The sequence below is a fragment of the Parvularcula marina genome, assembly GCF_003399445.1.
Taxonomy (GTDB): Bacteria; Pseudomonadota; Alphaproteobacteria; order Caulobacterales; family Parvularculaceae; genus Parvularcula; species Parvularcula marina.
In genome coordinates this window covers 1,811,610-1,824,449 of the sequence record NZ_QUQO01000001.1, presented here as the reverse complement: position 1 = coordinate 1,824,449, position 12,840 = coordinate 1,811,610, and the positions used below count along the sequence as shown (strand labels likewise).

The following is a 12,840-nucleotide window of genomic DNA, read 5'->3' as shown; positions in this document are numbered from 1 at the left end:
CACGTCGTAGTTCTAATCTGCTAATCTCCTTGCCGGGGAGAGACATCATGATCCGTATCATTCTGATGATATTCGGCGGCTTTGCGGCTGCAGCGGCACTGCTGGTGCTGAGCGTTTACTGGCGATCCGAGGCCCGGCTTCGGGATTACGAGACGCCTCCGCCCTTCGCCACGGAGATCCCGACAGATGCCGCGTCGTTGGAGAAGGGCAAGCATATCGCCCGCACGCGCGGCTGTTTTGGCTGTCACGGGCAACAGCTCGAAGGCCGGGATTTCTCCGATATGTGGGACTGGGCGAAACGCCCCGTGGCGCCGAACCTTGCGAAGGTCGTGCAGGAGAATGACGCATCCGCGCTCGAGGCGGCGATCCGGCATGGTATCGGGACGGATGGCCGGGCGATGTATTCCATGCCGTCTTATAACTGGTTACACCTCACTGACGACGACCTTGCTGCGCTGATCGGGTATCTGCGGACTGTTCCGGTGTCGGACAAAAAGCTGCCCAAAGGGCAACTCGGCTGGTCATTGCGCTGGCGGCTCATTTATGAGGATGATCCGACGGCAACCGATCTAGCCGCCTTGGTCCCGCCGCTCAGATATTCGGATGCGGATGACCCCGTTCTGCGCCACGGCGAATATCTGGCCATGACCATGTGCAATGAATGCCACGGCTTTGACCTTCGCGGTGATCAGGTATTCGGCAATTCACCTGACCTTGCCATGGTTGCGGGCTATGAGCTTGAGGATTTCACCAAGCTCATGCGGGAATGCGAGCCCGCCGGCGGCCCGCGCGACATCGGACTGATGGGCCTTGTCTGCGGCGACCGGTTCTATGCGCTGACCGACACGGAGGTCTCAGACCTCCATACCTTTCTATCAACGCTTTATCTCGAACCGGTGCCGGAGAATGTTGGCTGGCGGTAAAGCGCTAACGCTTCTTCCGCCAGTTCCGCCACACGGCGCGCAGGAGCCACAGGCCCGGCGCAATAACGATCAACCAAGGGATCATATGCGCGATAAAGCTGATGACCGCGGCCAAGCTCCATGCGAGGTCTGCGAAAAAGTTCGTGAACGCATCGCGTAAGGGCTGGGCCGTCTGCGGCGTCACGGCTTTGGGAATCGACTGATAGTTCAGCGTCAGTCTGTCCATCGCGACACGCGCCCGCAAGACACGCAGCCAGCTTTCGGCGCTTTCGATTTCGCTCTGTACACGCGCAAGCTCCCGCTCGATCTGGAGGAGGTCGCCGACCTCATCGGTCTCGCGTTCAAGCAGACGCAGCAGGCGATCGCGCAGGGTCTTTTGCGCATTCAGCCGCGCTTCGGTGTCGGTGATCTGGCGGGTCAGGTCCTCCGCCCGCGAATTCATCGAAACGAGACTGCCTTTTGCGTCCTCGGCATCACCGGCCAGCCCTTCGCGGAAATTGTCCATGAAATCCTTGGCCGCCCGGATCTCGAGACTGCCATAGACATAATTCTCATTCTGCTCGGCGACGGAGCTCGAGATGACCTGACAGACGCGCGGGCCGGCCTCGTTACAGCGAGCCTCATGCGCGGCGATCATCGCGGCGACATTCTCGGCCGGCAGGCGAAGCGAGGCGTCATATTCATAGGCAAGCTGGCGCGGCACGCTCGCATCAACCGGCTCACCGTCGGAATTGGCGCCACCCGTCGCCATATCGGCCTTGGGCGCCATCCGTGCGGAGGAAACAGCGACGGCATCCGCTTCGGCCATCTCCATGGCCGGCGCCATCTCGGCTTGAAGGCGAGCTTCGTCCCGGCCACCGCCGTCACAGGCTGCCAGAAGGCCGATCCCGGCCAGTAAAATCCATTTGCGCATCTCGCGTGCTCCCTGCCTTGCCGCGTCCCGGGTAAATCTCCGCCGTTCCGCCTCTTTTGTCGATCTGGGCATTCCGTCGCGGCGCTGTCATGGCGCGATTGCGTCCGCCGCAAGGCAGCTTCATAAGACGCTCGAAATGTTGCGGCCGCGAAGGCCACGCCGCCAGACAGAGGAGCCCATATATGATACCCGGACACGACAGTTTGAAGACCAAAACGACCCTCGAGGCGGCGGGCAAGACCTACAGCTATTACAGCCTCGACAAGGTCAAGGACCGTCTCGGCGATGTCTCGCGCCTGCCGGTCTCGCTGAAATACCTGCTTGAGAACATGCTGCGCTTTGAAGATGGCCGGACAGTTACGACCGGCATGATCGACGCTTTCGGCGACTGGCTGAAGAATGATGGCCATAATCCGGTCGAGATCGCTTATCGCCCGGCGCGGGTGCTGATGCAGGATTTCACCGGCGTTCCAGCTGTTGTTGACCTTGCTGCCATGCGGGACGCGATGAAGTCGCTTGGTCAGGATCCGGAGAAAATCAATCCGCTGGCCCCCGTTGATCTCGTGATCGACCACTCTGTCATGGTCGACTATTTCGGGACCGAGGATGCCTTCGAGAAAAACGTCGAGCGTGAATATGAGCGCAACAAGGAGCGTTACCAGTTCCTCAAATGGGGTCAGGGCGCGTTTGACAATTTCCGCGTCGTGCCGCCGGGCACCGGCATCTGCCATCAGGTGAACCTTGAATATCTCGGCCAGACCGTCTGGACGGCTGAGGCTGGCAGCGAAACCTTTGCCTATCCCGATACTTGTGTGGGTACGGACAGCCACACGACCATGGTCAACGGCCTTTCAATCCTCGGCTGGGGCGTCGGCGGGATCGAAGCTGAAGCAGCCATGCTGGGCCAGCCGGTCTCCATGCTCATCCCTGATGTCATTGGCTTCAAGCTGACGGGCAAACTGCCTGAGGGCGCAACCGCAACTGACCTTGTGCTGACGGTCACGAAAATGCTGCGCGACAAGGGTGTCGTTGGCAAATTCGTTGAGTTCTTCGGTCCGGGTGTTGGCCACCTGTCGCTTGAGGATCAGGCAACGCTTGGCAACATGTCACCGGAATTCGGTTCCACGTGTGCTTTCTTCCCCATTGACGATGAAACACTCCGTTATTTGCGGACATCTGGCCGGGAAGAGGACCGCATCGCGCTGGTCGAGGCCTATGCCAAGGCGCAGGGCATGTGGCGTGACGATAGCGTCGAGCCGATCTTCACCGATACGCTCGAGCTTGATCTTTCCACCGTGGTGCCCGTGATTTCCGGGCCGAAACGCCCGCAGGACAAGATCCTCCTGACCGCAGCGCCGCAGGGTTTTGCTGCTGCACTCGACAAGGAATATGGCAAGGCTGACGAAGCCGGCAAACAGTTCGCTGTTGAGGGTGAGGACTTCACGCTCGGACATGGTGACATTGCGGTTGCTGCGATTACATCGTGCACGAACACCTCAAACCCCGCTGTCCTCATTGCGGCGGGTCTTGTTGCACGCAAAGCGCGGGCGCTGGGCCTGAACCGCAAGCCCTGGGTGAAGACATCCTTTGCGCCGGGTAGTCAGGTCGTCACCGACTATCTTGAGAAAGCCAATCTGCAGGATGATCTTGATGCACTCGGCTTCAACCTCACTGGCTATGGCTGTACCGTCTGTATCGGGAATACAGGCCCGCTGCCTGAGGCGATTTCGAACTCCATTCAGCAAAACGACCTTGCTGTCGCGGCGGTCCTCTCGGGCAACCGTAACTTTGAAGGCCGCATCCACCAGGATGTTCGCGCCAACTTCCTTGCCTCCCCGCCACTGGTTGTTGCCTACGCCATTGCCGGGTCGATGGATGTCAATCTGACCAGCGATCCGCTTGGTCAGGATAAAGATGGTAGTGATGTCTTCCTGAAAGACATCTGGCCGACCAGCCACGAGATTGCTGAAATTGTTGGTCAGTGCGTGACCCGCGAGATGTTCCAGGAACGCTATGCGGATGTCTTCAAGGGCGATGCCCGCTGGCAGGCGATTGAAGCCGGTGGTGGCGAGACCTATAGCTGGCCGTCTTCGACATATGTTGCGAACCCGCCCTATTTCGATGGCATGACGACAGCCGTCGGCGATCTTCAGCCGATCGAAGGCGCTCGTGTGCTCGCATTGCTCGGTGACAGTGTGACCACGGACCATATCTCACCTGCTGGTGCGATTGCCGAGAACAGCCCGGCTGGTAAGTATCTCGAAGGCCATCAGGTGCCGCCACGGGAGTTCAACTCCTATGGTTCGCGTCGGGGCAATCACGAGGTCATGATGCGCGGCACCTTTGCCAATATCCGCATCAAGAACCAGATGCTCGACGGGGTCGAAGGCGGGTATACGAAGTATGTCCCGACCGGTGAGCAGATGTCGATCTATGACGCCGCAATGAAATACAAAGCCGATGGCGCGCCGCTCGTTGTCTTTGGCGGTGAGCTTTACGGCAACGGCTCATCGCGTGACTGGGCAGCGAAGGGGACAATCCTTCTGGGCGTCAAGGCCGTCATCTTCCAGTCAATCGAGCGGATCCACCGGTCAAACCTGATCGGTATGGGCGTGCTGCCGCTGCAATTTACCGGTGGCGACAGCTGGGCATCGCTCGGCCTCACAGGCGATGAACTGGTGACGGTGCATGGCGTTGAAACGCTCGAGCCGCAGCAGGAGCTCACCGCTACGATCACATTTGCCAATGGCGATAAAAAGGACGTTACTCTCCTTGCGCGTATCGATACGGCGGATGAGCTCGACTACTACCGCAATGGCGGCATCCTGCATTACGTGCTGCGCAAGCTCGCCTCGTAATGTCGGATAACAGACCAGGCCAGCCGGGCGTTGCTCCCGGCTGGCAGGACCGCCTCAGTTTCAGTGAAACGGGTTACCTGACCCAGAAGCCGGCGCTTCAGACGGCCTGGGCAGAGGTGGCGGGCGAACAGCCCGAAGGCATCGCCTATCAGCGCGGTGCCGTGCCGCCCGGTTTCGTCATTATCCAGAATTTCCTGCCTGCCGGCCTCTGCGACCAGATTGTTGCGGAGTGTGCCCAGAAAGAAGGTACGTCGAGCACGGTCGGCGAAGGTGCCGGGCATAAGGATTATCGCGACGATGTGCGGCGTTCGGACTATATCGACCCCGCCGATATTAGCCTCGATATCACCGGCATTGTCGGGCAGTCGGTCATGGAAACGGTCGCGCCGCTTATGGCGGTGATGCCCGAATGGTTCGAGAAGCCGGAAATCCTTCGCTATCCTGTGGGCGGCGAATTCCTGCCTCATGCCGATGCAGATGTATTCGACGCAGAGGCGCGGCGCTGGAACCGGGTTGAAAACCGGGATGTCAGTCTGCTGATCTATCTGAATGAAGGCTATCAGGGCGGGGAAATCCAGTTTCCCAATTTTGGCCTCTCGCTACCGCCGCGCCGCGGCATGCTCATCGCCTTTCCTTCCGATGGACGTTACGCTCATGCGGCGCGCCCGGTGACGATGGGCACCAAATATGCGCTGGTCAGTTGGATCGCAGGACAAGGCTCACCGCGCGTTGGGCCGCCACGTCCGGGCGTCGTGAAGCTTGCGTAGCACGGCCTTAAAGGCGCCCCTGTAACCCGGCGGTGGGTATGCGCGAATGAATGTCTATGCTGCGTTTAGTGCCCTTCGGCCTGCTGGCCACATTCCTCTCCGCTCCCGCGATGGGGGCGGCGCCCTCTGACCGCCCAGTGCTGGCAGAGCTTTTCACTTCCCAGTCCTGCTCATCCTGTCCACCTGCCGAGGCACTGTTTCACGAACTGGCCGACGATCCCTCGCTGGTGACGCTCGAATGGCATGTCGATTACTGGGATGACCTTGTCTATGGCCGCTATGGCGTGTGGAAGGATCCGTGGTCGGACGCGGCCTTCACCGAACGCCAGCGCCGCTATAATGCGGAAATCCGCGGCACGCGTGCGGTCTATACGCCCCAGGCGGTGATCGGCGGCACGGCGGAGGTTAATGGCGCAAGGCGCAGCGCCGTATACGGTGCAGTCAGGAACATCTCCGCAAGTGACGCCTCGCTCAGCTTCACGCGCGTGGAAAGCGACCGGCTCGCTGTGACAGCCATATCCGCTGAACCGGCGGAAGGCTGGGTCGCCTATTTTGTGCGGGATATCGAAAATGAGGTGCCGCGCGGCGAGAACCACGGCCGCGAGCTTGGCGGCCGACACGTCGTGCGAAAGCTTGTCCCCCTCGGCAAGGTTCGGGGCGAGGTCACTTATCAGATCGCCTTGCCCGAAGAGGGCATGGGCTGCGCTGTTATCATTCAGGCGCCGGGACCGGGCCCTGTTCATGCGGCGGCCTACTGTCCCTGAAACAGCGCCGGGCGTTGACCCTTCGGGCACATTGCGGCAGTCGCGGGAGGAACCGGATCAAGGGGAAATTCCATGACACCGATGATGATGCTGACCGCCGCCTCTGCTGGACGCTTTGACGGCATGTTCGCGCCTGAGACGCGTGCGCGGCTGATCGAGACCGCCGTTGACTGGGGGGTTAAGGCGCTGGGCGCGCTTCTCGTCCTCATTGTCGGCATGTGGCTCGCGGGCCGTTTGAAAAAACTGACCCGCAAGGCGGTCATGAAGGCGCCGAACCTTGATGAGACGCTGGCCGGGTTTTTCAGCAGCCTTGTGTATTATCTGATCGTCGCCTTCGTCGTCATCGCGGTCCTATCGATGTTCGGGATACAGACGACTGGGCTTGCCGCCCTTATCGGTGCGGCGGGTCTTGCCATCGGCCTCGCTTTGCAGGGCACGCTCGGGCATCTGGCCTCCGGCGTCATGCTCCTAGCGTTCCGCCCGTTCCATGTCGGCGATTATATCAATGCTGGCGGGGAAGCGGGCACGGTGAAAGAGATCAACCTCTTCACGACCATTCTTGCGACCCCGGACAATGTCCAGATCATCGTGCCGAATGGGGATATCTGGTCGGGTGCCATCACGAACTATTCCGCTTACGACACGCGGCGCGTCGATATTGTCTACGGGATTTCCTACGGCAGCGACATCGATAAGGCGATGACGCTGATCCGCGACGAGATGGAGAAAGATGAGCGCACACTCTCTGATCCTGCACCGCAGATCATCGTGAGTAATCTGAATGACAGCTCAGTCGACATCACCATGCGCGTCTGGGTGAAAAGTGGAGATTACTGGCCTACGAAATTTGCCCTGACCAAAGCCGTCAAGGAACGCTTTGATGCTGACGGTATCGATATTCCTTTCCCGACACGGACGGTCTATCAGATCCCGCAACAGTCATAGGGCACCCACATGCGCCGTCCGCTTGGCGATACCATTGTCTATCCGGTCTTTCTGGGCGGCGGCCTGATCCTCTGGCTGCTCGGCCTCTTGGCTGTGCGTCAGGTCGGCGGGGCGGTGGAGCGTTTCGGCGGCATGGCGGGGTTGATCCTCGCCAGCCTCCTCGCAGCATTCCTCGTCGCTTATCTCATCCGCATGGTGAGCAAGCCGGGCCGACTCGTCGAAGGTATGGTGGTCGTCACTCTCAGCGGGCTTCTTGCGGATGCGGTGCTGCTCCTTTCCTATCCCTTCGCTTACGGTGCGGATGAGCGGATCATCCGCTTTGTCATGGCCTGGAGGGTGGCGAGTGCCGCTTTCCTGCTCCTTGCCGGGGTGCTGCTCGAGCAGCGTCCCATCGCGGGAAAAGCAAAGCGCCGCCGCTCGTCATCGGCGAAGTCTTAGCGCTCTTTAATCTGAACATTCTGCAACGAGGGCACCTGAGCCCTTTTCTCGCCCCAATCGGAAGGCGGTTTAGCCCCTGACGCAGGGTGCGTGGCCAATTCATTCGTCGGGCTACGTTGGGAAGAGGGAGACTTCCACATGAAATACAGATTACTGATCACATGCGCCATGGCCGCGGGGCTCGTCGCCTGTGCAAGCCATGACAAGGACAATTCCAAGTCGAACCGTTCCGATGCGACGGCAGATGAGACCTTCGCGGAATATGCGCCGCCGCCACAGATGATGCGCGAGATGGCGGCGGGCGCACAGTTGGATCTGGCCTATGCGCCGATGCCTGCGCCTTACGCCCAGCCGGCAGACACGTCGCGCTATTCAAACGGTGTGCAGAACCCTGTCTTCCGGGTCAGCGAAAACCCGGTCTCGACCTTCTCAGCAGATGTCGACACGGCATCCTACTCCATCGCGCGGCGTTATCTGACGGATGGGCAATTGCCTCCTTCTGAAGCGGTGCGGATCGAGGAATTCGTCAACGCCTTTGACTATAACTACCCGCTGCCGAAAAGCAGTAATGAGCCCTTCCGGCCGGATATCGAAATCGTCCCCACGCCTTGGAATGACAAATCCGAACTCATCCGTATCGGTATCAAGGGATATGACATCGAGCCCGATGAAATCCCCGACTCCAATATCGTGCTGTTGCTTGATGTATCGGGGTCGATGAACAGCCCTGACAAGCTGCCGCTATTGGTTAGCTCCATGAAGCTGCTGGTTGATGAACTGGATAAGGACGATACGGTTTCGATCGTCGTTTATGCCGGAGCGGCGGGTGTCGTGCTCGATCCCACACCTGGGAACGAAAAGGTCAAAATCAAGCAGGCGCTCGACCGGCTCTCCGCGGGCGGTTCGACCGCAGGCGGGCAGGGGCTCCAGCTTGCCTATGACCTTGCGATGGAGAATTTCGACAAGGACGGCGTCAACCGGATCATCCTTGCAACCGATGGCGACTTCAATGTCGGCGTGACGGGAGATGATCCGCTAACGGATTTCGTTGCCCGTAAGCGCAAAGAAGGGGTCTACCTCTCCGTTCTTGGTTTTGGGGCAGGCAATCTCAACGACCAGATGATGCAATCCATCGCTCAGAATGGGAACGGCGTTGCGGCCTATATCGACACGCTGGATGAAGCGCGCCGCGTGCTGGTGCGTGAGTTCACTTCGTCCATGTTCCCGATTGCGCAGGACCTCAAATTTCAGGTCGAGTTCAATCCGGCGGCGGTCTCCGAATACCGGTTGATTGGCTATCAGACGCGTATCCTGAATGAAGAAGACTTCAAGAATGACGCAGTTGATGCAGGCGATATCGGCTCTGGCCACACTGTGACCGCGCTCTATGAAATTGTCCGGACGGGCGAGGAAGGCTGGCTGGAGGATCGCCGTTATGCCAGCACCTCATCGGTGGATTATGATCCCGATGCGGAGCTTGGCTTCCTTCGGATCCGCTACAAACGACCCGGCCAGATGAAAAGCCGTCTCATCGAACAGGCAATAACGCCTGATGACCGGGTGCGGAGCTTTGCGGCGGCCTCGGACGATACCCGCTTTGCGATCCTCGCTGCTGGTTTCGGGGAAAAGCTCTCCCGCAGTTCCTATGCGGAGAGCCTGACCTATGACTGGCTGATCGATGAGGCGAATGACGCGAAGGGCCGTGACGAATATGGCGACCGCGCTGGTTTCGTTCAGCTCCTGCGCCGCGCCGGTGAGCTTAGCCCTGAAGACCGGGGCTAAAATCCTGAGTTGGATCGGTGACTTAAATCCGATCCAACTGCTTTTGCCTGCTTCTCGAATGAGTGAAATCGGCTAAAAAAGCTGTCGCATTAACATTTAGCAGGGGTGCATTAAATGGGAATTATCAACGAATTCAAGGAATTCGCCGTCAAAGGCAATGTCGTCGACATGGCCGTCGGTATCATCATCGGCGGTGCTTTTGGCACGATCGTCAAATCGCTGGTCAGCGATATCATCATGCCGCCGATCGGAATGCTCATGGGGGGGATCGATTTCTCCGACCTCATCATTCCGCTGGACGGTAATGAATATGCGTCGTTAGAGGCGGCAAACGAAGCCGGTGCGCCGGTCATCGCCTATGGTATGTTCATCAACAATGTCATTTCATTCCTGATCGTCGCCTGGGCTGTCTTCATGCTGGTCAAAGGCATGAACTCGCTGAAGAAAAAAGAGGAAGCAGCTCCAGCAGAGCCGCCCGCCCCTCCGGCAGAGCAAGTCCTGCTTGAAGAAATCAGAGATCTTCTGAAGGCAAAATAAGCTTCGCCCGGCGATAGCGGTTCTCTACTATCGCCGGGGTTCTATTTAAGGCAAAGCTAGCCCCGAGAGGGGATATGCCATGAATTCACCGCACCTTGATCGTGTGGAACGCCCACGGATCAGATCAGTCGATCTGCTGCGTGGGCTTATTATTATTATCATGGCTCTCGACCATGTGCGGGACTACTGGTCGATCGCGTCATTTGATCCGCTCGATGCGAGCCAGACGACATTCGCATACGGATTTACCCGCTGGATCACGCATTACTGCGCTCCTGTTTTCATCTTGCTCGCTGGTACCAGCGCATTTCTTTACGCTCATGCCCGACAGGCCAGTAAGGCGCATCTTGCTCGGTTCCTCGTGACGCGGGGCCTATGGCTCATGTTTATCGAAATAACGGTGGTGAGCTTCTCTTGGCAGTTTGCCTATCAGGCTGTGTTTCTACAGGTGATCTGGGTAATCGGACTTTCCATGATCGTCCTTGCGGGACTTATCTTCCTGCCGCGTAGGGTGGTTGGTCTTATAGGCCTTGCACTGATTTTCCTACATAATCTGTTTGATGGAATCGCGCCGGGCGATGGCTTCTCTGGCGCGCTCTGGTCCATCCTGCATGTGCCATCCTTCTCGCCGGTTGGTGAGAGCAGCGCGATTCCGGGGATTTTCCTTGTCTATCCACTCATTCCTTGGGCAGGGGTTATGGCGCTCGGTTATGCGGCTGCGCCCATTCTTCTCAAGCCCGCAGCAGAGCGGGATCGAATTCTTTATCTGACGGGTGCAGCGGCTATTGCGCTCTTCCTCGTCTTGCGGGGCTTCAATCTCTATGGCGATCCGGGTGCCTGGGCGGTGCAGGATTCATTTGCGATGAGTGTCGTTAGCTTCGTCAACGTCTTGAAATATCCGCCCTCATTGCAGTTCCTGCTGATGACACTTGGCCCCGCACTGCTGCTCATTCCCCTCCTTGAGAAATGGAGCGGGGCATGGGCCGATCGCGTATCCGTCTTCGGAAAGGTGCCGTTCTTCTTTTATGTCATTCACATCCCGTTCGTGCATGCGACGGCTTGGCTGTGGCAGATCATTCAGTATGGCGACATCATGGAGATGTTCTTTGATCCCTCGACATGGCCGGAGGAGTATGCCCCGAATTTGTTGCGGGCCTATATTGCGTGGGCCAGTACGATTTTCATCCTGTACTGGCCCTGCAAATGGTTTGCGGGCTTGAAGAAACGCCGCAAGGACTGGTGGCTCAGCTATCTGTAAGCTGATTAAAGCCCGACACTTTCCATGCCCATCGGCGGATATCGGTCGCCTGTAATCGCGCCTTCAAAGGCCTGTGCTAACCGATCGAGATCATCCTTGGACAGGGTGAGGTCGGCAGCGCCTGCATTCGCCCAAACCCGCTCAGGCTTGGTCGTGCCCGGAATGGGCAGGATGTCATCGCCTTGCGCCAATACCCAGGCCAGCGCAATTTGCGCAGGGCTCGCCTCATGTGCGACGGCAATGTCTTTGAGGACATCGACGGGTTTGAGGTTCTCAGCCAGCCGGTCCTTGTCGAACCGCGGCAGGTATTTGCGGAAATCGCTGTCCTCCATTTCCGTGTCCGGCGTATAGGTGCCGGAGAGCAAGCCTCGCCCGAGCGGTGAATAGGCGACGTAAGTGACGCCAAGCTCTCGGCAGACCGGCAGCATCTCGCCCGCGACGTCCTGTGTCGACAGCGAGAATTCAGATTGCAGTGCCGTGATGGGATGAACCGCGTGCGCCCGGCGCAGTGTGTCGGCATTCATCTCGGACAGGCCGATATGCCGAACCTTCCCCTCACGGACAAGCTCCGCCATAGCGCCGACACTTTCTTCGATTGGCGTGTCGGTATTGCGGCGGTGCATGTAGTATAGGTCGATCACCTCGACTCCCAGCCGTTTGAGCGAGGTCTCGCAGGCGCGCATCACATAATCTGGTGAATTGTCGATAACCCGGTCAGCGGGGTTGTCCGTCCGTACCGCGCCGAATTTCGTGGCCAGCACGATCTCCTTGCGGTGGGCATTCACAAATCCGGAAATCTGCTCCTCATTCAGGCCGCGGCCATACATGTCGGCTGTGTCGAAATGGGTGATCCCTGCTTCGAGTGCGGCCGTCAGCACCTCATCGACCTGCTCCTGCGAGGCCGGGGCGCCATAGAACTCGGCGAGACCCATGCACCCGAATCCCAGACGGGAGACTTCCATTCCTGAGCGGCCAAGGGCAATTTTGCGCATCTTGTATCTCCAAAAGTAAACTGTACGGTACAGTACAGTCTTGAGGCTCAAATGTCAAAGGCAAAAAGCAGCGGACCCCGCCCCGGCAAGCGCGCCCTCATCCTGAAGGCGGCGCGGGAGCTGTTCCTTGAGGCAGGGCTTGAGGCGACGTCGATGGATCAAATCACGGCGGCGGCGGGGATCTCGAAGGCGACGCTCTATAATCATTTCGAGAACAAGGACGCGCTTTTCGCCGAGGTGATGGCCGAGAAATATGAAGCACTGGCTGAGGAGCTGGGCGAGCTTGATGAAGGCGTGCCGCCAGAGGAGGCGCTGGCCGATTTCGGCCGCCGCCTGATCACGCTTGTGACGAGCCCGGAGCATATTCACATGGTGCGGGTCATCGTCGGGGCTACCGGCTCAAACCCTGCGATTAGCGAGGCCTATTTCCGGCACGGCAAGGCGGCGGCCTTCCGCGCACTCGGGACCTATCTCGAACGGCGTGTGGCGGACGGCACATTTGTCATCGATGATGTTTATCTGGCCGGAATGCAGTTTCTAGGCGCGATCAAGGAGCCGCTCCTGTGGCCGAGAGTTTTTGGCGGTAATCCGCGCGGAGAGGTCGATGACGTCGTGCGCCGGGCGGTTCGCATGGCGGTGAAAGACTGGACCACGCGCTAGCGC

The 12,840-nt window shown here is 58.9% G+C and carries 12 protein-coding genes; 10 read left to right on the top strand and 2 right to left on the bottom strand.

Annotated elements, in window-relative coordinates; all coding sequences use genetic code 11:
* Positions 1-47: 47 nt before the first annotated feature.
* Positions 48-923 (top strand): c-type cytochrome, encoded by an 876-nt coding sequence (locus DX908_RS08760; RefSeq protein ID WP_116391970.1) that lies wholly within the window; start codon positions 48-50, stop codon positions 921-923.
* 4 nt (positions 924-927) lie between these two features.
* Here DX908_RS08760 and DX908_RS08755 read toward each other — a convergent pair whose 3' ends face one another.
* Positions 928-1,836 carry a DUF4349 domain-containing protein gene (locus DX908_RS08755; RefSeq protein WP_158548617.1) on the bottom strand — a complete coding sequence of 303 codons (909 nt, stop codon included), beginning with the start codon at positions 1,834-1,836 and terminating at the stop codon, positions 928-930.
* Positions 1,837-2,018: 182 nt separating this feature from the next.
* Between DX908_RS08755 and acnA the strand changes: the two genes are divergently transcribed.
* The 8 genes from acnA to DX908_RS08715 all read left to right on the top strand — a co-directional run bounded on the left by acnA (position 2,019) and on the right by DX908_RS08715 (position 11,185).
* Positions 2,019-4,694, top strand: coding sequence for an aconitate hydratase AcnA (acnA, locus tag DX908_RS08750; protein ID WP_116391968.1), 2,676 nt, complete (start codon positions 2,019-2,021; stop codon positions 4,692-4,694).
* Positions 4,694-5,461, top strand: coding sequence for a prolyl hydroxylase family protein (locus tag DX908_RS08745; protein ID WP_116391967.1), 768 nt, complete (start codon positions 4,694-4,696; stop codon positions 5,459-5,461). Before acnA ends, DX908_RS08745 begins: the two co-directional genes overlap by 1 nt.
* Before the next feature lie 56 nt (positions 5,462-5,517).
* Positions 5,518-6,225 (top strand): DUF1223 domain-containing protein, encoded by a 708-nt coding sequence (locus DX908_RS08740; protein ID WP_158548615.1) that lies wholly within the window; start codon positions 5,518-5,520, stop codon positions 6,223-6,225.
* A gap of 72 nt (positions 6,226-6,297) precedes the next feature.
* Positions 6,298-7,170 carry a mechanosensitive ion channel family protein gene (locus DX908_RS08735; RefSeq protein ID WP_199564655.1) on the top strand — a complete coding sequence of 291 codons (873 nt, stop codon included), beginning with the start codon at positions 6,298-6,300 and terminating at the stop codon, positions 7,168-7,170.
* A 9-nt stretch (positions 7,171-7,179) separates the two neighbouring features.
* Positions 7,180-7,608 carry a hypothetical protein gene (locus DX908_RS08730; RefSeq protein WP_116391965.1) on the top strand — a complete coding sequence of 143 codons (429 nt, stop codon included), beginning with the start codon at positions 7,180-7,182 and terminating at the stop codon, positions 7,606-7,608.
* 138 nt (positions 7,609-7,746) lie between these two features.
* The gene (locus DX908_RS08725) at positions 7,747-9,390 is read left to right on the top strand and encodes a vWA domain-containing protein (protein ID WP_116391964.1); all 1,644 of its coding nucleotides are present in this window, start codon (positions 7,747-7,749) and stop codon (positions 9,388-9,390) included.
* A gap of 114 nt (positions 9,391-9,504) precedes the next feature.
* On the top strand, positions 9,505-9,927 hold the full coding sequence (mscL, locus tag DX908_RS08720; RefSeq protein WP_116391963.1) for a large-conductance mechanosensitive channel protein MscL: 423 nt from the start codon (positions 9,505-9,507) through the stop codon (positions 9,925-9,927).
* A gap of 79 nt (positions 9,928-10,006) precedes the next feature.
* Complete coding sequence (locus tag DX908_RS08715; protein ID WP_116391962.1) at positions 10,007-11,185, top strand: acetyltransferase domain-containing protein; 1,179 nt, start codon at positions 10,007-10,009, stop codon at positions 11,183-11,185.
* A 5-nt stretch (positions 11,186-11,190) separates the two neighbouring features.
* Here the strand turns inward: DX908_RS08715 and DX908_RS08710 are convergent, their stop codons facing one another.
* Positions 11,191-12,177 carry an aldo/keto reductase gene (locus tag DX908_RS08710; protein ID WP_116391961.1) on the bottom strand — a complete coding sequence of 329 codons (987 nt, stop codon included), beginning with the start codon at positions 12,175-12,177 and terminating at the stop codon, positions 11,191-11,193.
* 51 nt (positions 12,178-12,228) lie between these two features.
* On the opposite strand from DX908_RS08710, the gene DX908_RS08705 reads away from it, so the two are divergent.
* Positions 12,229-12,837: a TetR/AcrR family transcriptional regulator gene (locus DX908_RS08705; RefSeq protein WP_116391960.1), complete on the top strand. Its 609-nt coding sequence runs from the start codon at positions 12,229-12,231 to the stop codon at positions 12,835-12,837.
* Positions 12,838-12,840: the final 3 nt, after the last annotated feature.